This is a genomic window from Runella zeae DSM 19591, from assembly GCF_000423565.1.
Taxonomy (GTDB): Bacteria; Bacteroidota; Bacteroidia; order Cytophagales; family Spirosomataceae; genus Runella; species Runella zeae.
The window spans coordinates 72,569-92,367 of the sequence record NZ_AUIF01000041.1 but is presented as its reverse complement, the minus strand read 5'-3'; the positions used below and the strand labels follow the sequence as shown (position 1 = coordinate 92,367).

Here is a 19,799-nt window from a genome sequence, read left to right as displayed (position 1 = left end):
GTACTACCCAAATAGCTTATCGGCTTCTTGGTTGTGAGGCAGAGAGTCCATGATCTGCTGAGGCGTTTTGGCAGAGCCTGTTTTTTCTACTTGCTCCTCAGTCGCTTTTGGGGTAGGCTTATCGCCTGGCTGTTGGCCGAGGCGCGTTACTTCGGCTTTGGCCTCGTCACGCTCTTTGGTGAGTGTAGTTACTTGGGCTTTGGCCTCGTCACGCTCTTTGGTGAGTGCAGTTACTTGGGCTTTGGCCTCGTCACGCTCCTTGGTAAGCGCAGTTACTTGGGCTTGAGCATCGTCACGCTCCTTGGTGAGCTGTGCGGTAGTGTCTTCAGAAGTCTCTTCCTCGCCGTGCTTGCCCAGAAGTGACTTAAGGTCCTTGATTAGACTCATTGTAGTTGATTTACGTTTTTTAGTTAAAGATCGGTCGGTGATTTCCTCCATTGCGGAGGAGATATTGGAGATGCCATCGATAAGACCCAACTTTTGAGCTTCCTCGCTCAAGTAGGTAGCACCCTTGAAGGGGTCACCTGCTTTGGGGTTGAGCTTGCTGCCACGTGAAGCTTTCACGTCGTCGATGAAAAACTGATTGTATTCGGTGAGCTCCGCCTTCAGCAGTTTCTCGTCCTTATTGGCAAATAGCTCCCGCACCTCAAGGTTTTTTTCGGTGCTTTGCGCGGCATAGACCTCGTAGATAGGGAGGCCCTGTTTTTCGAAGTAAGCTTTATAATCGGCCAGAACACTATAGGTCCCGATGCTGCCGATGATGTCGTTGGGCTGCGTAGCGTAGATAGCATCTGAGCCTACGATGCCGTAGTAGGCTGCACTCGCAGCGAGATTGTCGACAAGCGAAATGATTGGTTTGACCGGGTTGGCCACGGTCTGAAACAGCTCTCTCGTACCCGAAACCATGCCGCCCGGAGAGTCGACGATCAGGATGGCGCCGAGAAAACGCTTATCTCCGTAGATGCTGTTAAGGGTCGAAACGTAGTCTTTCGAACCAATCCCATACCAGTTGGAGTACTTTACAATGGGCCCGCGAATGGCCATCACGGCTACGCTGCCCGCTGGTGCATCCGAAAGGCTGCTTACGCCCGCACTAGCCGAATAAGCCGCCGTGGCTACCTGCTTGGTTTTCTGCTTATCTTCTGATTCCTCCAGCGACAACACCTTGGCCATTTCGTAGGCATTGGCCAAAGCCCAGCTGGGTGAAATCCACCACTGACCCGAAGAAAGGGCTAATACGGTCTGCTGCAATTCTTTCATATTGCAACATTATTCCCCTTTTTTCAAGCTTAATAGGACAATTAGCGTTCATCGAAAAGTGCTGGCCGCGTAAATATCCCGCTCATTTCCAGCAGAAAACCCCGGCGCTGCTGCAAGGTGGTGATTTCGTAGCTACGTGAGCTAAACTTGAGGGTTTGGCGGTCGCTGCCTACTAATCGCCACTTATCGTCCATATCTTTTACGCGGGCTACCCAGTAGTAGTTTTTCATTTTTTCGAGCTGTTCGACGACTGCCCGACTGTCACGTGGATAGAATCCACCCGTTTTGATTTCGTAGACCGTCCCGTGCTGATTGTTCACGTCTTTTTCGGAATAGAATGCCGTTTCCTCCGAAAACTCTACCCGGAGCCATGCCCAGCTGGGCTTTAGCGTCAATGGCCCCTGAAACCTCAGCCCAGAAGGGATGGCCATCGATGCAATGGCCACCGAGGGTACTATTTCAATATACGGAATGCCGCCCACAGGCCGCTCACAAGGATCCCCACTCAACAATAGATTGGTCATGGTTTCATTAATAGTTTCGCTGGCAAAAATTTCATGTAAAATGAAGGGTCAGAGCCGTGAGTCCGTCGGATACGATAGTACATTTTTCGGATTCTTTCGTCAGGGAATTCTTTTTCGTAGATGTCATAGCGCTCCCTAAACTCATCGATGCAGGGTTGGATATCGCTTTTTCCCGAAATGAAATGATGGTACAGGATGTACATCATCAGTTCTGCGTACATCATGCGCAAGATGAGTCGATTGATGTGGAAGTTTTGCTCAAGCGAAATCTCGGTACCAACCCGAAACGCCACCCATGAGCCTACCACACAGCGGTAGCGATCAGTCAGGTGCGCATACTTGGAAGCGGAAGAAGTGGAAGCTTTTTTCTGAAGCGATAAGTTGACGAGGCTGCCTAGGAGCGTCTCGTTGTTGGCCTCATAGCCATCTTTATAATAATGCTTGAGGTACTTGTTGGTGGCGGGTTCAAGTTGTAGCCAAACCGACACTTTTGGCCAAGGTTTTTCTTTGGTAAAGGTCATAGAAATGCGTAATTTTGGAAAGCTCTCTCACAAGCTTTTCCCTCCTACGCAAGCGCACCTCAAGTGCGCTTTTTTATTTGATGCAATATAATAGCGATTCATTATATTTACCCTAAAAGTTATAATTTGACCTTAAAGAAGTAGATTGAAATAGAAAAAATCCTAGACCAAAGTTATAAAAAAAGCCCTCTTCTTTAGAGGGCCTTTACAAAATATTAATGGGGATTATGATATTTGTGCGCTTCCTCAATTACGGCATTAGCTTCAACTAAACCGTCACCTTCAGGTAAGGATATTTCAAGATTCTTACATATCCTACACACAGTTGCGGCGCGCAAGGGATTGTTTACTGGCACACCTGACATTTTAAAGTTAATTAAATTTCGAACGACAGAATAACCTTTGCTGTCTTCTCTTACAACCACACAGCCTTGCTGTATGAGGTGTACCATAAACTCATCCCGGTTCATACAAATTCAAGCTCTAGGGGTTTTGTTGAAAATATGTCTCCCGCATGCTCTTCTTGACTAGCTTCATCACGTTTAAACATGAGCATGGTTTTAAGTGCGCTCATTAGGTTTTCTACGGACTCTTCGTCAGTATTACCTTCGGCAACTACCTCTGGCAGTTCAGCAATATAAGAAGTAAATCCGCCATCGTTTGGATCTCTAATCAGTACGGCGGTCAGGCTGATTGTTTGCTTCATTGTCATAGTGAAATAAGGTTTATGGAGAATTTTGTTACAATTTTCTACGTACAGTATCTTATTTGTAATTGTAACACCAAAATTGTGCCAGTGATGATAGGTCCATAATAATTAGAATAGTTGGTTGATTGTTTAATAGTTGTTTTAGGATTGCTTAATAATGCCAAAATAGACAAAATCGCAATACCTGTCAAGTTAAAGTTTACAAACGGTCTAAATAACTACAAATACCAAAAAAAATCCCCCAACCAAGCGGCTGGGGGATTCTGAATTTTAAACGCATGTACACTTATCTTTACAAAACGCGCCTCCAATAGCCGCAAGCTTCGAGGTCGTTCATAAAATTCTCACAACTATCGGTTCGGGGAGCTGCCGACAAGCCGCGATATTCTTTCACGCGCTCTGCCATTTCGTCCATATATTCCTGAAGCTCCTGCTCGCTCCCGAAGCGTGAGCCATTTTTTAGGTTCATTATCAATTCTTCAGGGGAGGCTCCTTGTATGGCCTCCCCGTTGTGGTCTTTATATATCATGCCGCTAATTGATTTTGGCGTGTTATTAAATAATTATATACCTCGTTTTGATTAAATTTTTTCAGCGTTTCAAAGGTACCATTTTCAACCTTTTTTGTTTTTGAATATTCGACCAAATTATGAAGAAAAATCACCCAGTTCGAAATTTTACTGAATTCAACCGTCCCTGAATGCTGTCTAAATTCAATCGTTTTGTGTCTTTCGTATGCCTGCATGTTGACTTTAAAATAGCGTTGCGAAAATTGCTCTGCTATATTTTCGATGCTGGTTGCATTTTCAACCCGTGCCTCATACCCTCTTAGGCTTTTGCAGTAGGTGTTTGAATTTCCGCGTCGGCTCTGTGGCATAAAACTATCGATGGCCTCCTCCAATTTTGAATAATTCAAAAGTATATTTTTGGTTTGTTGGAGTCCGATGTTTGCCGCGTCAAAATGAATGTGCATCCCGCAGCTTTTATTGATTTTTACGTTGAGTGCTTCTAGTACCTCGCATACCTTTTTAAGTTCGTCTAACCCTGCTTGGCCTTCCAAAATCGGGCTTACGACTTCAAAAGTATTTTGTCCGCTGAGGCTGGCGTCGGTTATTATTTTCCAGTAGCTTTTTGTGTAGTGGTTATAGCCTTCAGCGTAGCATCTGATTCCTGCGTTTTGAAGCGCCTCGGCTAAAACACTCATGGCCACTCCGTATCCTTCAATTTCTACCCCAAATTTACGAGTGAAGGGCATCAATCTAAATTCCTTTGAGTTTACTCTTTCAGGCCAGTATTTTGCAAAAACGTTCTGAACAAATCCGTAATTACCACCTGTCAAATCAGCCACCTCTCTGCGGGTCAATCCTAGCTCTAATAAGCGTCTTATTTTTTCTGTTTTTGATAGATTTTCGTTTAAAATTGCTTGCGTATTCATTTGATTATCTGTGCGTTATGCGTTTATTTGATAGGACAAACAACGCACTTGTTGTCTCGACAAGCAAGTCTTTCGGCAAGTATTTTTATATATTTTCAGATAATTTTATCGATGATTTTCAGGCATTTATGAAGGATGTATATCTTAACTTTCGGAATACTTTTTCTCATTATTGGTGTGAGCTTTTCTTAAACTTAGGCACTATTTCGGCGCAGCTCCTGTACTACTCGCCGTTCATCCTCTCGCACATAAGAATCTAGGCTTCGGTCGCTTTTCAAGCCCAGGACTACCTTAACAGCCTCCCTGCTCCAACATAGCTCATTAAGCAGCCAATCAGCCAGCGTCTTACGCCCAGCCTTAACGGTCAGCTCTGGATGGACAGGTTGTAAGTTTCGTTCTCTCCGCTCGCCAAGCGTCATTTTCTGAATCACTACGTTTAGCTCTGCAGCCACCAGCTTCAGGTAATCATTCATTTTTTGGTTAGAAAGAATAGGCAGTTTTTCCCAGCCCCCGTATTTCCTTACGATTTCGTTTACCTCTGGCCAACTCATGGCAGGTACCTTGGCCACCTCCTTTGTTTTTATGCGAGTCCAGTTGATAAAATCATACCCGGCCACTTGATAGATTACCGTTTCACCCGCTGCCGCCATGTCTTTCAAATCTTGCCAGTGAAACCCCGTACGACAATAAATCACAAATACATCAGCTACACGCTGAAGCCTTTCGGTCGAAAACTGGTGCGTTCGAAGCAACTCATATTGGCTCACGCTCAGATATATATGAGGCTTCAGTTTTTCGTGTTTGATACGATAGCCGTCAAACGGATTTTGAGCCAGGTATTTTTCTCGTTTTGCCCATGTCACCATTTGCTTCACAACCGACTGATGTTTTCTGATTGTCGAATCCGCAAAAGCTTGCTTCTTGAGCCAGTTGCGATACTGGTGTAGCATATCTAGGTCAAAATTCTCAAGTAGATCCGTTTGTTTTTGTTTCGATATCAAAAACTTCAGTACATTATCCCTGATATCCTCATACCTACTCACCGTTTGTTCTTTCGGTGCACCCATGTCACGAAGTGCCTTAAGCCACTTGTCAAAAATATCCATGAAACGTAGCTCCATCTCACCCGTCATGTAGAGTTCCTTAATTTGATGAGGTGTAAAAGGCTTTTTTCGGCGACTCAGCGTAGTGTAGATATCTAAGAGGTCACCTTCTATTTCATTGAGCCTACCATTTTTGTAGAGGTAGTTAGGGTCAGAAGACTTGAAGCGCTGTCGCTCCACATCAAAATCTGAGGCTTTTCCGTCGAGGTGCGTGCTATAAAGCTCCGCTCTTACGCCATTGATAGTGATACGATGATAAATAGTGCAGTTGCCTTTTTTGCGCTGCCCCTTTGTAGCGTGCCTGTAAAACAGGAGTTCCATTCTTTTTTTTCATAAATTATTCAACGGTTTAAAATTGGGGGCGCTAACCAACTAAAATCCGCTTATTTGGCATAATCTAAAGGGGTACAAAAAATGTCTTTTTATCAAACGGTATGCGCCCGCGAGCTGAGGGCGTGCCTCCAGCTATACGCCCGAATCAATGGACATCTGAAAGTGAGGAGCATGTAAGGAGCTAAACGATTGGGTATGAAGCAAAAAAACCTGCCATTTTGTGGCAGGTTTGTCATTATCAGGGCTTTTTTGAAGCTTTGTGATCCCGCTGGGACTCGAACCCAGGACCCATACATTAAAAGTGTATTGCTCTACCAACTGAGCTACGGAATCCCGTTTTTTCAATTTTCGGTCTGTGTTCCCGTTAATTGTGGTGCAAAAGTAGTAGGTTTGAGAATACGACGCAAGCCCTATCCCAAAAAAAATTATAACATTTTTTCAAACCAGCCCATTATCAAGCACTTAACACTTAAACTTTTTTTTATTTTTATATTTCAAACCACATTTGTGTTAGATTTTCAAATTAAACTACTTCTTTTGACATAGAAATTGTAAATCCTCATTCATTCACTGATACATCGCTTCGGCGAGTTGTTTAAACACCCTTATAATTCCAATGAAACTTTTTCGCTTTGGTACTTTTGAACAAGAAAAACCAGGAGTGATTCTTCCCAATGGTCGTAAAATTGACGTTTCTGCCTTTGGAGAAGACTTTAACGAAGCTTTTTTTGCAACCGACGGCCTTAATCGCCTAGCACAATGGCTCCAAGTCAAAGCCGATAGTTGTCCCGAAGTATCGGATAGCGTCCGCGTAGGTTCGTGCATTGCGCGTCCTTCCAAAATCGTGTGTATCGGACTCAACTACGCCAAACACGCCGCCGAGTCGGGTATGGATGTACCTAAAGAGCCGGTCGTTTTCTTTAAATCTACTTCCGCCTTGTGTGGACCTTACGATAATGTCATCATTCCGCGCAATTCCGTCAAAACTGACTGGGAAGTGGAATTGGCCTTTGTCATCGGAAAAAAAGCGAGCTATGTAGAAGAAGCAGAAGCTATGGACTACGTAGCGGGCTATGTATTGCACAACGACTACTCTGAGCGTGCTTTTCAGTTGGAGCGTAGCGGTCAGTGGGTCAAAGGCAAAAGCAACGATACTTTTGCTCCGCTTGGGCCTTTTATGGCTACCAAAGACGAAATCGCCGACCCACATAGCCTCCGCTTGTGGCTCAAAGTCAACGATGAAATGCTCCAAGATTCTAATACCGACGACATGGTGTTTAAAATCCCAACCTTGGTCAGCTACTTGAGCCAATTTATGACGCTCCTTCCGGGCGATGTCATTTCTACAGGTACGCCTTTTGGGGTGGGCTTGGGCTTCAAACCTCCTCGTTATCTCAATCCTGGCGATGTAGTCGAACTTGGCATCGAAAACCTCGGCACCCAACGTCAAGTAGCAGTGGCGTATCAATAACCTCCGAATTCTTTTTAATGCAAGGGGCGGATGTATCTACATACCGCCCTTCTTTATCTCTCACCTTTCTCCCAAAACTCAGAAAATGTACCGTTTTTTGCCGCTGTTGTTGTTTGTATTTACGGCAACTTTTGCCCAAAAGAAAAACGAAGCTTTCCAATACCACATCAAAGAACTGAACTCTCCCCTCAAAATCGACGGTATTGAGGATGACGAAGCTTGGCAACATACCCAAACTGCCAAAGACTTTTTCATGATAACGCCGATGGATACGAGTCAATCGCGCGCCAAAACCGAGGTAAAACTAGCTTATGACAAAAATCACCTCTATATCCTAGCCATCAACTACAAGCCCGTCAAAGGGTCGTTTGTGGTGGAATCGCTCAAACGTGATTTTAACTTTGGAGCCAACGACAACTTTTTTGTGGTGCTCGATACTTTCGAGGATTTGACCAATGGCTTTTCTTTTGGGGCGAGTGCAGCGGGGGCTTATTGGGACGGGCAAGAAGCCGACGGTACTTTTATCAATCTTAATTGGGATAATAAGTGGCATTGTGTCACCAAAAACTACGAGGACCGCTGGGTATGGGAGGCGTCTATTCCGTTCAAAACCATTCGGTATCGCCCCGAAAATACCCGCTGGGGCATTAATTTTAGTCGCCTAGACCTTACTATCAACGAAAAATCGGCATGGGCGCCCGTGCCGCGTCAATTTCAATCGGCCAATTTGGGCTATGCGGGGGTGCTCGTCTGGGACAAACCCCTCCCTCCTGCTGGCAAAAACATTTCCCTGATTCCGTATGTATCGAGCAGTGTTTCTAAAAACCACATTACGGATAATCCTGCCGACTGGCGACCCAATATCGGCGGAGATGCCAAAATCGCCCTCAATTCTTCGTTGAATCTTGATCTTACGGTCAATCCTGATTTTTCGCAGGTAGAAGTGGATGTACAACAAACCAATCTCGACCGCTTTGAGCTGTTTTTTCCCGAACGTCGTCAATTTTTTCTCGAAAATGCCGATTTGTTCGCGAGTTTTGGTTTTGCTTCTTTACGGCCTTTTTTCTCGCGTCGCATTGGTTTGGGCGTACCGATTGACTTTGGAGTGCGAATGAGTGGCAAGCTTGACAAAAATTGGCGTATTGGGGTGCTCGACACCCAAACGCGCAAACAAGGTGACTTGCCCGCCCAAAACTTCGCGGTAGTGGCGCTCCAACGCAAGGTTTTTGCGCGCTCCAACGTAGGACTGCTGATGGTCAACAAAGAATCGTTAGGCTACGACGAACAGATTCATAAGTCGTTTTCGCAGTACAATCGCAACATCGGTATGGAATACAATTTGGCTTCGGCCAACAACGTATGGACTGGTAAAGCATCGGTGCTAAAATCATTTAGTCCACATCTTACGGGCAATGATTTTGCGGTGGCAACTAGCCTCAATTTCAACAAAGCCAATGTGTTTTGGCAATGGCGCCACGAAATCGTGGGCGAAAACTACAACGCAGAAGTGGGCTACGTACCCAACGCCGCCCGTAGAGGCTACCAAATGGCGATGCCTAATGTAGGTTATTTGTTTTTTGTCAATTCCAAAACCCTCATCAGTCACGGGCCTTTGTTGCAAACGACTTTGTTTTGGAACAAGTCAAATCACCTGACCGACAACGAGACTTTTTTGGCTTATAACTTCAATTTTCGCAATCGCGCCATTGGTATGATTTGGGCTGCCACCAACTATGTGCAGCTACTCGCGCCCTTCGACCCTACCAATACAGGCCGCGAACGGCTCCCTGCTGGCTCTAATCACTACTGGAAATCGTGGGGAACGGATTTTACTTCTAGTCCACGTACCAAATTTACCTACGCTTTTAGTACACGCTACGGCGGGGTTTATGCCAATGGTACGCGTCTCAATCTCCGCACTACGTTGGGGTATCGTTTTCAGCCATACGTTGCTACGAAGTTTTCGGTCGATTACAACATTATCAAAGTGCCTTATCTCCAAAAACCCGTCGAATTGCTTCTCGTAGGGCCACGTATCGATGTTACATTCCGCAACAATCTGTTTTGGACGACTTTTTTGCAATACAACAATCAAGCCGACAACGTAAACCTCAATACGCGTTTGCAATGGCGCTACCAACCTGCCTCCGATTTGTTTATTGTTTATACCGACAACTACCTTCCCGAAAACCTCCGCGTCAAAAACCGCGCTATCGTGCTAAAACTGACGTATTGGTGGAATGTGTAATAAGTCATAGGTATGGAAGGAAGTATGGGGTAAAAAAACGGCAGGTATAACAACAAGAAAACCCATAAAGATCTGAAAATGATCGTATTATATTTGTTATGTAAGGTTTTTGATCTAATCTTTGCGACAAATATGATTCTATGAATACCTCCTTCGAACGTAGCACTAATACAAAAGTAGATTGGCTCACACCACCAGAATTGGTAAAGAAACTTGGATATTTCGATTTAGACCCATGCTGTCCATTAGATGCCCCTTTTTATCATGCCAAACAAAATTTTACGGTAGATGAAGATGATTTATCTCAAGATTGGTTCGGTAGGGTTTACCTCAATCCGCCTTATGGCAAAGGAATGGAGCTATGGATTGAGAAACTAAAGTTTCATGGAAACGGTATAGCACTTATTTTTGCTCGCACCGAAACAAAATGTTTTTTTGACCACATCTGGAATGCCGCAGACGCTCTACTCTTTGTCAAAGGAAGGATTCGATTTTATCATGTTTCAGGAATACAAGGGGGAACTTCTGGAGCACCTAGCGTATTTGTAGCTTATGGACAAACAAACGCTCAAGCATTAAAAAATAGCGGAATAGCCGGGAGATTTTTGCCGTTAAAATAAATCGTTAAGTTGTTGCTAATTCATAACAAATAAAGTCGGCAATATTGAACTCTGCATCAAAAATCCACGGATTTTCTTGAAGGAGCTGTAGCAATGCTTCGTCTTCATGGCGTACGCCACGTATTATCCCAATCACTTGTAAATTTTCGACTTCCGAGCCATTTGGGGAGAAAGTTCGCCCTTCTGGAGAAAGAAATATGTAACTTTTCATTTCCATAGTTTTTTATAATTTCCATTACCCAAAAACTCAAGAAGGCCAATGTTTCGAAGTTGTTGTAATAATTGTCGTATTTTGTCTTTTATTCTAGTATTTTCAGGATATACATTCGAAAAATATTCCTGAAACTTATATGCTTCTTGAAGTGTAAAATGTTGATTAGGGATTGAATTGACGCATATAAACACCTCCTTTTTCCAGCCATTTAAAGAAGCAAGTATGGCTTCTGCCGATAAGTTTACAACCTCTTCTTCCTGATTATCAGGAGATTCTAAGGGCAAATTAGGAAAAGGCAATGCTTGAGATTTGGGAATATTTTCCAGTATTTTTTTTGCAGTGTTTATATCTCCTTGTTTAATTTGACTTGTCTGTTTATCTTTTGAAAGTTTATTAAAATCCTCTACTACTTGAGCTACTAAGTCTTTATCTTCTGAATACAATCCATATTCAAAATTATTGAGAAGACCACCATTGGTTAAATTTCCAGATGTAACAATCACTTTTTCTTCGTCAAATAGGTATATTTTAGAATGTAGTTTTTTATAATTTTTTACAATTCCCTCAGCTTTGATGATCTTTTCTAGTCCTAATAAATCTACCGCTCCTGCATGAACATTGGAAAGTTTTAGTGAAGTGATAAGCTCTATTCGGGTTGAAGGTTTCTTTACAGATAAGAGATCATTACAAATATTTGCTTTCACAAAAGGTGAGGTGATTTTGACAGAAACACTGGATTCTGCCACCAGCTTGAGAAAATCGTTTTTCCAAGGTGTTTTTATAATTTTCATCTAAAATAATTTATAAAATTTAACCCCAAATGTAACCAAAAACCCTTCTTTGAGACAAAGAGAGACTGATAAATTGTTGAGATGTTGGTTTTCTTTTTGCGTTAAAAAACGCAGTTTTGAAACCAAATCGACCATTTTCGTATGAATCCTATCCAAGTCATCGCTTTCGACGCCGACGATACCCTTTGGGTCAATGAACCTTTTTTTCAAGAAACCGAACGCAAATTGTGCGCTCTTTTGGAAGATTATCTGCCACATCATACCGTATCGCAGGAACTATTTAAAACCCAAATCCAGAATCTACCGCTTTATGGCTATGGAGTTAAAAGCTTTATTTTGAGCATGATAGAAACCTCGCTGGAGGTATCAGAAAAGACCATCAGCCTTGAGGTAATCGAAAAAATCATTGCACTTGGCAAAGAAATGCTCCAAAAACCTATTGAACTTTTGGATGGTGTAGAAGAAGTATTACAAACACTTCATGGTCGCTATCGCCTTGTAGTGGCTACCAAAGGTGACTTGCTCGACCAAGAAAGAAAATTGATGAAATCGGGCTTGGCGCACTATTTTCATCACATCGAAATCATGAGCGACAAACGAGAAAGTGATTACCAAAAACTCCTCAAACACTTGGATATTGCGCCTGAGGAGTTTTTGATGATTGGCAATTCTCTAAAATCTGATGTACTTCCGGTGTTAGCAATAGGTGGACATGGGTTTCATATTCCATACCATACGACTTGGGCTTATGAGCATATCGAACATACAATTGAGCATCCTCATTTTCAGAGTTTTTCTTCGTTGCGAGAGATTCTCAATTTATTGACCTAAAAGTAACAAGCCCTTGGTCGTGACTTTCCAAGTTTAGAAATCTCTGAAACCAAAACTTGGAAAGTCTGGTAACAAAAGTCTGGTAACAGGGTTTACTCGTTTCTATACAAAAATAGACTTTCCAAGTTTAGAAATCTCTGAAACCGAAACTTGGAAAGTCTGGTAACAGGGTTTACTCGTTTCTACAAAAAATAGACTTTCCAAGTTTAGAAATCTCCGAAACCGAAACTTGGAAAGTCTACTATCAGCAGTTACTCATTTTCGATGCGATAAAAACGCACCGCATTTTCACCCAATACTTTGGCTTGGTCGGCACTTGAAAAGCCCACATGCGCCATATAGTCGCGTACTAAGCCAATGACCTGCTCATACTCAGCCGCTACTAAACATACGGGCCAATCTGACCCAAAAAGGAGCCTATCTACTCCAAATGCTTCAAAAACAACATCTAAGTAAGGATAAAAATCTTTTTTGGTCCAGTTTTTCCAATCGGCTTCTGTGACCATGCCCGATACTTTACAACTCACGTGCGGGTGCGATGCGAGTTCACGCATGTAGTTGGACCAAGTATTGATTTTTTGGTCTTTGATATAAGGCTTGGCAAGGTGATCTACTACAAAGGAAACGTCGGGTGCTTCGCGAACCAATTGCACCGCTGCCTTGAGCTGGGTCGGATAGATCAAGATGTCGTATGAGAAATCAAAAGCCGCTAGTTGGCGAATGCCTTTGATGACTTCGGGGCGAGCCAAAAAATCATCGGGTTCGGCTTGTGCCACGTGCCGAAATCCTTTCAATAATTCATATTGTGAATAATAGTCCAGCTTATCATAAAGGTTGTCGGCACGCAAATCGACCCAACCTACTACCCCTTTTACAAAGCTGGAATGTTTTTCGGCGAGCGCCAACAAAAATAAAGTTTCGGCCTCCGATTGGTCGGCTTGTACCGCAATACATCCGTCTACGCCGCTGGCTGCTAATACTTGTTGGAGGTCTTCGGGCAAAAAGTTTTGCCGAATGCGCGTCATCTGTTCGTTAATCCAAGCGTCGCGCTCGGCATCATAAATCCAAAAATGTTGATGCGAATCAATTACCATTCTATTGTCTATTGTTGGTGATTTTGTATGAGTTTTTTTATTTCAATACCTCCAATGAAGTAAGCTCAGGTCCGCCGCCTCTATTGCCCGACCCTGCTGCTACATATACTTTCTTTTTGTAAATAGTAGCGCCCGTTCCGTGACGACCTTTGTTGAGGTTAGGGAATTTCTCCCATTTCATGGTCTTGGTGTCCAAGGCTTCTACTTCGGCATGGGCTTCTACTTGACTAGCACTTTCGCCCCCCAAAATAAGCAATTTGTACCCAAAAGGCACGGCGGAGTTTCCGGCCCGTTGCGTGGGCAAGTTGAGGCTTTCGGGGAGGGTTGTCCATGTATTGGTTTTAAAATCAAAGACATCCACGGCAGGTTCGGTCAGATTCAAAACTTGGTTGATACGTGCTGTAGAGCGGCGGCCACCGGCTACGTAGAGTTTATCATCAATCACTGCCACCGATACGTGGTCGCGTACATGAGGGGCGTCGGGAAGTTTGCGCCAAGTATTGGTTTTGGGGTTGTATTCGTCGAGCCATCCCACATGGCCGTCATAATGGCCGTCCTGAATTCCACACACCAAATAAAGTTTGTCTTTATACACCACCGAGCCTGCGGCACCCCGAAGTCGGTCGGTAGGAATTTGGGGGCCTTTGCGCCATTCATCTTTGACAGGATTGAAGATATAGATGTTAGGAATGGGCGTTTCGTGGGGGTAATTTCCCATAAATGCCCCCATCACATACGCTTCATTTTTGTACTCTATGGCCTGAAAATGATGCATTTCGAGCGGAGGTGAGGTCATTTGTCGCCAAGTATTGGTTTCGGGATTGTACTCATCTACGGGACGAGTGCCACGCCCGCCGATGAGATAGAGCTTGTCGGCGACTTTGGTGAAGGCATTTTCGTGCCTAGCTGTACAGCTTGTGCTTGATTGAACAGTCTCCCAAGGGGTTTGAGCCTGCGCCACGGCAACGACCATGCAGCTCATTCCAAATAAAGCAAAAGTAAGTTTCATAGTTTATAAAAATAGCTATTGTTAAAACCTGCACATGGATTATTTTTACTCAATACCTCAGACTTTCTAAGTTTAAAGCATGGACGAAAACTTAGTACATTGTTAAGTAAATAGTTTTATTTTTTGCTCGCAGAGGTGCGCTGAATAATACAAACGCAGATTTGCGCCGAAAAAAGGGGCATATAGCCAATAATCTGCGTTTCTCTGCGATTTCAATCTGCGCCAATCGGCGGGTAAAATTTAAAGAAACTTAGCTAACACTGTACTTAGAAAGCCTTTCTTTATCAATCACTTACGACTGAATTCTAAATCTTGAAAATCAAAACTAAAATCGGTCAAAGGCGAAATCGCCTGCATTTTCATGCCCGAGGCTTTGCCGGTGTTGTCGAGGTCAAACATCACGTAGGCGTCGGCATCCATGCTGCGTTCGTTCCATTTTACGATAAAGGTATTGCCTTTGTACGGAAAAAGTTCGCCCGTCAATTGGAAAGAACGTTTGGAGTCAAACCACATTTTGCCATTTTTGAGTGAAATCACCACTTCCCCAAACCACTTATCTTCATAGCTTCCTACGTACAAATTAGGGTCAATTTTGGCCGTATTGTTTTTTTGTTGGGTTTCGATGTCTTTCCAGATTTCGGTGGTTATTTTCTTGGCTTCGGCTTCATTTTGCAAAACGCGCTCGTGGTTTTCTTTGATACGGTCGATGCCCTTGATTCCCAAGTAACTATCTTTGATGGTATTGGTGATAGCCGTAAAAGCCGCACCTGATTGTTGATTGGTAAAGACAATGATACCTAGCTTGAGTTCGGGCAGGAGCGTTACTTGAGTTACAATCCCCGCCAAGCCTCCCGTATGCGTAGCTTGCTTATAGCCCTTAACATCGCTCAAAAACCATCCCAATCCGTAACTAGCAAAGTGGGTATTGTAAACAGAACTTCCTCTGACGGGGATAATCGTCTGCGGTGTCCACATTTCCTCGTGTACAGCTTTGCTAAAAAGTTGTTTGTTGCCATCGTATTTTCCACCGTTCATTTGCATCATAATCCACTTACTCATGTCGGCGATATTGCTGTAGATACCTCCAGCGGCATTGGCTACTTCACTCCAATCTCGACGTATTACTTTCAGGGTTCCCTCCACTGGTGCGTGAGGGTCTATTACATTTGATTTGTCTTTGAGTCGCTTAAACGAAGCTGCCGTTTGGGTCATTTTGAGGGGTTGCAAAATGCGGCTTTCGATAAACTCCTCCCAACTCATTCCCGATACTCTCGTCACTACTTCGCCCGCTACAATGTAGAGGAGATTGTCATAATCATATTTAGTGCGAAAGCCAGAAACAGGTTTCAAGTATCGTAGATTGTGAATGATGTCTTTTAAAGTAAAGTTGTTTTGGTCGGGCCAAAACATCAAATCGCCCGCTCCTAACCCCAAGCCACTTCGGTGAGTGAGTAAATCTCTTACCGTAAATTCCTCTGTCACGTAGGGATTATACATTTTAAACTCAGGAATCACGTCGGTTACTTTGGTATCCCAGCTGAGCTTTTTTTCGTCTATCAACATCCCCAATGCCGCCGCCGTAAATGCTTTGCTATTAGATGCAATTCCGAACAAAGTATTTTCATCGACTTTTTGTTGGGTATTGAGCGACCGCACGCCGTATCCTTTGGCATGAATCACTTTATCGTCTTTGACTACTGCTACGGCAATACCCGGCACATCAAAGGTTTTCAAGGTTTTTTCGACCAAGGCATCAATTTCGGCCGAGGAAATCACTTGTGCGCGTAGCACTACAGTGTACAATAAAAGAAGTAGGAAGAGAGTATATTTTTTCATGGTTTTTGATGAAAGTTGTCATTGAATCTAATGCGAACTTACACCTAATTTGAATCAAAAAAGGCTACTTCAAAGATAAAATCTATCATGAAGTAGCCAAAAACACGAAACGGCGTTTAAATCATAATTACATTTTTTTATCCAATCGCCTAATTTCCCGAATAACATTTTTCAAAAACGCTTTTCCTTTTTCATCAAAAGGCAAACGGGTATCTTCTTCGTAAAATTCGTAGCTAATTCTGCCCTTATCATCACTTTCTACGATAAGTAGCTGCCCGTTTTTGTCATAACTCAAATAAGAATGGGGAGGCATGGTTTGGATGGCAGTCCCTTCTTCATTGAATACAATTCCGCGTGAAAACCTAATAACGGTTTGACTAAAATCACTACCTTCTTTGATAGTAGTCATTGGTCCGCCCTTGTATTTGAGCCATTTCATACTGGCTTTTTCGCGTTCGCCGCAGGCAACTACTGCGACCATCAAAACAAAAAATAATATCTTTTTCATGACTATAGAATTTTTACATTGCTACTATACAATACAAAGATATAGGCAATTACTGATATTATGCAATACAAGGTACTATGTTTTAATAACACAAATTGATAAAAGGTCAACAAATCAGATAAGCGGCTTATTTTAGGTGAATTGGCTTAGAGGTATGAGATTTTGTTGTTCATCTAACACTATCATTTCTGCCAAATAGTCTGGGGCAATTTTGCCATACTGCGTATCGATTCCGAGATGAGTAGCTGGATAGAGCGAAGCCATCCTAAAAACTTCATCTTTAGGAATCCCCACTTTGTGAATGCAGTTTCTGACGGCGTCGAGTAGAGTAATGGCTGAACCCGCTAGCTTGCCGTCGTCGTTGAGGAGGCGTTTGCCGTCATAGTTGGCCGTAAAATCTTCAAACTTAAACTGCATAGGTTGTATTTTGGCGAGCGTGGCATCCGAAATCAAAAACAGCCGCTCCGCCATCAATTGTTTGGCAATTCGTACCGTTGCAAAATCGCAATGATATCCATCCACAATGATACTTGCATGAGCCACGGGAGTATCCCAAATCGCGGTTACGACGCCAGGCTCACGACTCTCAAAAGGCCGCATGGCATTGTAAAGATGCGTTGCTAAATGAATCCCGCTTTCAAAATACGTTTTGGCCTGTGAATAGGTCGCATTGGTATGGCCCAAAGACAATATAAAGTGGCTTTCTTGTAAAAGATGCAAAAGCTCTTCAGGCCAAATCTCCGGGGCGATTGTCATCATAGTGGTCAATCCTTCAGCTTGGGCGATGATTTCGACTACCTCTGCTTTGGTAGGAATCCTCACTTCTTTGGCACTGTGGGCACCTCTTTTGGCAAAATTGATGAAAGGCCCTTCTATATGTAGCCCTACGACGCCTTTTTTGCCAGAAGCGATATAGGCTTTCGTAACGTCAATGGCTTTTAGGATACGCTCATGCGAAGTCGAATACAAGGTAGGTACGATAGCGACCGTACCATCGGTTCCGTGGGTATCGACCATATCTTGCAAAGATTCTTCTGACAAATCGCGCACAAAAAAGCCTTGCGAACCTCCATACACCTGCAAATCCACAAAACCCGGAATGAGGTCGTGCCCTTGCAAATCGAGGATGCGCAATCCATCGGGGAGAAGGTCTGGAGAAACTATTTCTTTAATGCGTTCATTTTCAACAACAACCGCGTGATTTTCTATTATTTCGTCGCCAGTGTAAATTGTACAATTGGTAAGTGCGTACATAGGTAACATGATTTTTTTGGGAACTTCCCGAAAGATGTAGAACTTTCGGGAAGTTTTTAGAAGGAATGATGAATAAAATTTGGCTCTCTTCTCCGCACTTAAGCGGTCACGAACAAAAATACGTACAAGAGGCTTTTGCCACGAATTGGGTAGCGCCTCTTGGCCCCAATGTAAACGGCTTTGAAGAAGACCTTTGTAGCTATATAGGAGTAGCTCATGCCGCTGCCCTATCGTCGGGCACGGCGGCTTTGCATTTAGCATTGGTCATGCTGGGAGTAGGTGCGGGCGATGTGGTCCTTTGTCAGTCCTTTACTTTTGCGGCTTCTGCCAATCCAATCGTATACTTAGGAGCTACGCCCGTTTTTGTAGACTCCGAAACCCATACTTGGAATCTATGCCCTGATGCCCTTGAAACGGCGATTAAAGACCAGAAGAAACAAGGCAAACAAATCAAGGCACTCATAGCGGTACATCTCTATGGTATGCCAGCCCAACTGCACGAAATTTTAGACATATGTAATCGCTACGACATCCCATTGATTGAGGATGCCGCCGAAGCACTTGGCTCTACGTATGCAGAAAAAAAACTAGGGAGTTTTGGAAAACTGAATGTACTTTCCTTCAATGGCAACAAAATCATCACTACCTCAGGCGGAGGGGCCTTGCTATCTGATGATGAACAATTTATCCAAAAATCGAAGTTTCTGGCAACGCAAGCCCGTGATGATGCGCCCCATTATCAGCATTCGGAGATTGGATACAATTACCGCCTTAGCAACATCTGCGCCGGAATCGGACGCGGGCAAATGGAAGTTATTGACGAGCGCGTAGCTCAAAGACGCGCCAATTTTGACTATTATGTAAAATCATTGTCGTTTATCTCAGGCATCAGTTTTCAGCCCGAAGCCGCAGGAAGTTTCTCTAATCGGTGGCTGAGTTGCGTCATTATTGACCCATTACAGACGACGGGTGGTATCAGCCGCGAAGACGTGCGTCTTGCCCTTGCGGCCAAAAACATTGAAGCTCGTCCTCTTTGGAAACCCATGCACTTGCAGCCTGTTTTTGAAAAAGCTCCCTTTTATGGAAAAAACGTGGCCGAAAATTTATTCGACCACGGGCTTTGTTTGCCGTCAGGCTCCAATCTTACGCCTAATGAATTGGCGCAAATAGTGGAGGTTATCCAAGGTTGTTTTCAATAATAATCCATAGGGTCTTCGGCTACGCGGGTGTTGTCGTGCCAAGTATTCATTTGGGCCATATCTTCCGGCGAAATTTCAAAATCAAAGACCTCAAGATTGGCCTTCAAGCGGCTCTTTGTCACAGACTTAGGAATCGTAACGGCTCCTTGTTGTAATGACCACTTAATCAGTATTTGAAACGTGCTTTTACCATATTTTTCGGCGATTGCAATCAAGCGCGAATCTCCTGACTTTAGTCCTCTGACTAGCGAAGCATAACCTTCCACTTGGATGCCTCGCGCCCGACAATAGTCAAGTTCTTGAGGAAGATAGCAATAAGGACTCAATTCAAATTGATTGACTGCGGGAATTAAATCTGTATGCGGCCACAGTTCTTCAAAGTGCGGCGCATAATAATTAGACACCCCCACTGCTCTTGCGCGACCTTCGGCGTATATTTTTTCCAAGGCTTTCCAAGTCTGGATGCGATGCTCTCGTACGGGCCAATGAATGAGATACAAATCTACGTAATCGGTTTGGAGTTTACGGAGGCTTTCGTCAAAAGCCTTGATCGTAGACTCGTACCCTTGGTCTTCGTTCCAGACTTTGGTAGTGAGGAAGATTTCATCACGAGCGATACCACTGTCGCGCATAGCTTGCCCTACTTGGCGCTCGTTTTTATAAATTGTCGCTGTATCGAGCAGTCTATAGCCCATCTCCAATGCCCACAATACGGCTTGCCGAATATCATGGTCGGGCTGAGGGTCATAAATCCCCAAGCCTAGTTGGGGCATTTGGATACCATTATTGAGGGTAACGAAAGGAATCATAATGAGGAAAAATGCGATTAGTTAAAGGCTA

Annotated in this window: 21 protein-coding genes and 1 tRNA gene; 5 read left to right on the top strand and 17 right to left on the bottom strand. The window is 43.7% G+C overall.

The genetic code is table 11. The features are described 5' to 3' along the window. Positions 1 to 3: 3 nt before the first annotated feature. The 9 genes from G563_RS36975 to G563_RS0112495 all read right to left on the bottom strand — a co-directional run bounded on the left by G563_RS36975 (position 4) and on the right by G563_RS0112495 (position 6,217). Positions 4 to 1,251, bottom strand: coding sequence for a S49 family peptidase (locus G563_RS36975; RefSeq protein ID WP_169579751.1), 1,248 nt, complete (start codon positions 1,249 to 1,251; stop codon positions 4 to 6). 50 nt (positions 1,252 to 1,301) lie between these two features. Further along, the gene (locus tag G563_RS0112530) at positions 1,302 to 1,784 is read right to left on the bottom strand and encodes a hypothetical protein (protein WP_028665614.1); all 483 of its coding nucleotides are present in this window, start codon (positions 1,782 to 1,784) and stop codon (positions 1,302 to 1,304) included. Then, positions 1,781 to 2,305 carry a hypothetical protein gene (locus tag G563_RS0112525; RefSeq protein WP_028665613.1) on the bottom strand — a complete coding sequence of 175 codons (525 nt, stop codon included), beginning with the start codon at positions 2,303 to 2,305 and terminating at the stop codon, positions 1,781 to 1,783. Before G563_RS0112525 ends, G563_RS0112530 begins: the two co-directional genes overlap by 4 nt. 215 nt (positions 2,306 to 2,520) lie before the next feature. Then, complete coding sequence (locus tag G563_RS0112520; RefSeq protein WP_169579750.1) at positions 2,521 to 2,757, bottom strand: hypothetical protein; 237 nt, start codon at positions 2,755 to 2,757, stop codon at positions 2,521 to 2,523. A gap of 14 nt (positions 2,758 to 2,771) precedes the next feature. Next, positions 2,772 to 3,017, bottom strand: coding sequence for a type II toxin-antitoxin system HicB family antitoxin (locus G563_RS34590; protein ID WP_169579749.1), 246 nt, complete (start codon positions 3,015 to 3,017; stop codon positions 2,772 to 2,774). A 289-nt stretch (positions 3,018 to 3,306) separates the two neighbouring features. Next, the gene (locus tag G563_RS0112510) at positions 3,307 to 3,543 is read right to left on the bottom strand and encodes a hypothetical protein (RefSeq protein ID WP_028665611.1); all 237 of its coding nucleotides are present in this window, start codon (positions 3,541 to 3,543) and stop codon (positions 3,307 to 3,309) included. Beyond that, complete coding sequence (locus G563_RS0112505) at positions 3,540 to 4,448, bottom strand: amidoligase family protein (RefSeq protein WP_028665610.1); 909 nt, start codon at positions 4,446 to 4,448, stop codon at positions 3,540 to 3,542. The genes G563_RS0112510 and G563_RS0112505 overlap by 4 nt, the downstream gene beginning before the upstream one ends. A gap of 194 nt (positions 4,449 to 4,642) precedes the next feature. Further along, positions 4,643 to 5,872 carry a phage integrase SAM-like domain-containing protein gene (locus G563_RS0112500; protein WP_028665609.1) on the bottom strand — a complete coding sequence of 410 codons (1,230 nt, stop codon included), beginning with the start codon at positions 5,870 to 5,872 and terminating at the stop codon, positions 4,643 to 4,645. Positions 5,873 to 6,144: 272 nt separating this feature from the next. Next, a tRNA-Lys gene (locus tag G563_RS0112495) sits at positions 6,145 to 6,217 on the bottom strand. Between the two features lie 283 nt (positions 6,218 to 6,500). On the opposite strand from G563_RS0112495, the gene G563_RS0112490 reads away from it, so the two are divergent. The 3 genes from G563_RS0112490 (at position 6,501) to G563_RS0112480 (ending at position 10,223) form a co-directional block, all read left to right on the top strand. Then, positions 6,501 to 7,355: a fumarylacetoacetate hydrolase family protein gene (locus G563_RS0112490; RefSeq protein ID WP_028665608.1), complete on the top strand. Its 855-nt coding sequence runs from the start codon at positions 6,501 to 6,503 to the stop codon at positions 7,353 to 7,355. A gap of 85 nt (positions 7,356 to 7,440) precedes the next feature. Beyond that, positions 7,441 to 9,603, top strand: a complete 2,163-nt coding sequence (locus G563_RS0112485) for a carbohydrate binding family 9 domain-containing protein (RefSeq protein ID WP_028665607.1) — start codon at positions 7,441 to 7,443, stop codon at positions 9,601 to 9,603. Positions 9,604 to 9,743: 140 nt separating this feature from the next. Next, complete coding sequence (locus G563_RS0112480; protein WP_028665606.1) at positions 9,744 to 10,223, top strand: DNA N-6-adenine-methyltransferase; 480 nt, start codon at positions 9,744 to 9,746, stop codon at positions 10,221 to 10,223. A gap of 4 nt (positions 10,224 to 10,227) precedes the next feature. On the opposite strand, the gene G563_RS0112475 is transcribed toward G563_RS0112480, so the two are convergent. Together G563_RS0112475 and G563_RS38635 are read right to left on the bottom strand one after the other, a co-directional pair. After that, the gene (locus tag G563_RS0112475; RefSeq protein ID WP_037326736.1) at positions 10,228 to 10,434 is read right to left on the bottom strand and encodes a hypothetical protein; all 207 of its coding nucleotides are present in this window, start codon (positions 10,432 to 10,434) and stop codon (positions 10,228 to 10,230) included. Continuing rightward, the gene (locus G563_RS38635) at positions 10,431 to 11,228 is read right to left on the bottom strand and encodes a phospholipase D-like domain-containing protein (protein WP_051210940.1); all 798 of its coding nucleotides are present in this window, start codon (positions 11,226 to 11,228) and stop codon (positions 10,431 to 10,433) included. The genes G563_RS0112475 and G563_RS38635 overlap by 4 nt, the downstream gene beginning before the upstream one ends. Positions 11,229 to 11,369: 141 nt before the next feature. Here G563_RS38635 and G563_RS0112460 point away from each other — a divergent pair, with 141 nt between their 5' ends. Beyond that, positions 11,370 to 12,059 carry an HAD family hydrolase gene (locus tag G563_RS0112460; RefSeq protein ID WP_028665604.1) on the top strand — a complete coding sequence of 230 codons (690 nt, stop codon included), beginning with the start codon at positions 11,370 to 11,372 and terminating at the stop codon, positions 12,057 to 12,059. Positions 12,060 to 12,310: 251 nt separating this feature from the next. Here the strand turns inward: G563_RS0112460 and G563_RS0112455 are convergent, their stop codons facing one another. The 5 genes from G563_RS0112455 to nagA form a co-directional block, all read right to left on the bottom strand. Continuing rightward, on the bottom strand, positions 12,311 to 13,153 hold the full coding sequence (locus tag G563_RS0112455) for an amidohydrolase family protein (protein WP_028665603.1): 843 nt from the start codon (positions 13,151 to 13,153) through the stop codon (positions 12,311 to 12,313). Positions 13,154 to 13,190: 37 nt separating this feature from the next. After that, on the bottom strand, positions 13,191 to 14,162 hold the full coding sequence (locus G563_RS0112450; protein ID WP_028665602.1) for a Kelch repeat-containing protein: 972 nt from the start codon (positions 14,160 to 14,162) through the stop codon (positions 13,191 to 13,193). 288 nt (positions 14,163 to 14,450) lie between these two features. Continuing rightward, on the bottom strand, positions 14,451 to 15,998 hold the full coding sequence (locus G563_RS0112445; protein ID WP_028665601.1) for a serine hydrolase: 1,548 nt from the start codon (positions 15,996 to 15,998) through the stop codon (positions 14,451 to 14,453). A gap of 127 nt (positions 15,999 to 16,125) precedes the next feature. After that, the gene (locus G563_RS0112440; protein ID WP_028665600.1) at positions 16,126 to 16,506 is read right to left on the bottom strand and encodes a hypothetical protein; all 381 of its coding nucleotides are present in this window, start codon (positions 16,504 to 16,506) and stop codon (positions 16,126 to 16,128) included. Positions 16,507 to 16,638: 132 nt separating this feature from the next. Continuing rightward, positions 16,639 to 17,769 (bottom strand): N-acetylglucosamine-6-phosphate deacetylase, encoded by a 1,131-nt coding sequence (gene nagA / locus G563_RS0112435; RefSeq protein WP_051210939.1) that lies wholly within the window; start codon positions 17,767 to 17,769, stop codon positions 16,639 to 16,641. 56 nt (positions 17,770 to 17,825) lie between these two features. Between nagA and G563_RS0112430 the strand changes: the two genes are divergently transcribed. Continuing rightward, positions 17,826 to 18,959 carry an aminotransferase class I/II-fold pyridoxal phosphate-dependent enzyme gene (locus G563_RS0112430; protein ID WP_028665598.1) on the top strand — a complete coding sequence of 378 codons (1,134 nt, stop codon included), beginning with the start codon at positions 17,826 to 17,828 and terminating at the stop codon, positions 18,957 to 18,959. Here G563_RS0112430 and G563_RS0112425 read toward each other — a convergent pair. Next, positions 18,953 to 19,768, bottom strand: coding sequence for an aldo/keto reductase (locus G563_RS0112425; protein WP_028665597.1), 816 nt, complete (start codon positions 19,766 to 19,768; stop codon positions 18,953 to 18,955). The genes G563_RS0112430 and G563_RS0112425 overlap by 7 nt on opposite strands. Between the last annotated feature and the right edge of the window lie 31 nt (positions 19,769 to 19,799).

Coding starts and splice junctions, on each gene's coding strand:
- nagA (WP_051210939.1), bottom strand. CDS start 17,769: ATGTTACCTATGTACGCACTTACCAATTGTACAATTTACACTGGCGAC.
- G563_RS0112480 (WP_028665606.1), top strand. CDS start 9,744: ATGAATACCTCCTTCGAACGTAGCACTAATACAAAAGTAGATTGGCTC.
- G563_RS34590 (WP_169579749.1), bottom strand. CDS start 3,017: ATGACAATGAAGCAAACAATCAGCCTGACCGCCGTACTGATTAGAGAT.
- G563_RS0112475 (WP_037326736.1), bottom strand. CDS start 10,434: ATGAAAAGTTACATATTTCTTTCTCCAGAAGGGCGAACTTTCTCCCCA.
- G563_RS0112520 (WP_169579750.1), bottom strand. CDS start 2,757: ATGGTACACCTCATACAGCAAGGCTGTGTGGTTGTAAGAGAAGACAGC.
- G563_RS0112525 (WP_028665613.1), bottom strand. CDS start 2,305: ATGACCTTTACCAAAGAAAAACCTTGGCCAAAAGTGTCGGTTTGGCTA.
- G563_RS0112500 (WP_028665609.1), bottom strand. CDS start 5,872: ATGGAACTCCTGTTTTACAGGCACGCTACAAAGGGGCAGCGCAAAAAA.
- G563_RS0112455 (WP_028665603.1), bottom strand. CDS start 13,153: ATGGTAATTGATTCGCATCAACATTTTTGGATTTATGATGCCGAGCGC.
- G563_RS38635 (WP_051210940.1), bottom strand. CDS start 11,228: ATGAAAATTATAAAAACACCTTGGAAAAACGATTTTCTCAAGCTGGTG.
- G563_RS0112425 (WP_028665597.1), bottom strand. CDS start 19,768: ATGATTCCTTTCGTTACCCTCAATAATGGTATCCAAATGCCCCAACTA.
- G563_RS0112460 (WP_028665604.1), top strand. CDS start 11,370: ATGAATCCTATCCAAGTCATCGCTTTCGACGCCGACGATACCCTTTGG.
- G563_RS0112505 (WP_028665610.1), bottom strand. CDS start 4,448: ATGAATACGCAAGCAATTTTAAACGAAAATCTATCAAAAACAGAAAAA.
- G563_RS0112485 (WP_028665607.1), top strand. CDS start 7,441: ATGTACCGTTTTTTGCCGCTGTTGTTGTTTGTATTTACGGCAACTTTT.
- G563_RS0112430 (WP_028665598.1), top strand. CDS start 17,826: ATGATGAATAAAATTTGGCTCTCTTCTCCGCACTTAAGCGGTCACGAA.
- G563_RS0112490 (WP_028665608.1), top strand. CDS start 6,501: ATGAAACTTTTTCGCTTTGGTACTTTTGAACAAGAAAAACCAGGAGTG.
- G563_RS0112440 (WP_028665600.1), bottom strand. CDS start 16,506: ATGAAAAAGATATTATTTTTTGTTTTGATGGTCGCAGTAGTTGCCTGC.
- G563_RS0112450 (WP_028665602.1), bottom strand. CDS start 14,162: ATGAAACTTACTTTTGCTTTATTTGGAATGAGCTGCATGGTCGTTGCC.
- G563_RS0112530 (WP_028665614.1), bottom strand. CDS start 1,784: ATGACCAATCTATTGTTGAGTGGGGATCCTTGTGAGCGGCCTGTGGGC.
- G563_RS0112445 (WP_028665601.1), bottom strand. CDS start 15,998: ATGAAAAAATATACTCTCTTCCTACTTCTTTTATTGTACACTGTAGTG.
- G563_RS0112510 (WP_028665611.1), bottom strand. CDS start 3,543: ATGATATATAAAGACCACAACGGGGAGGCCATACAAGGAGCCTCCCCT.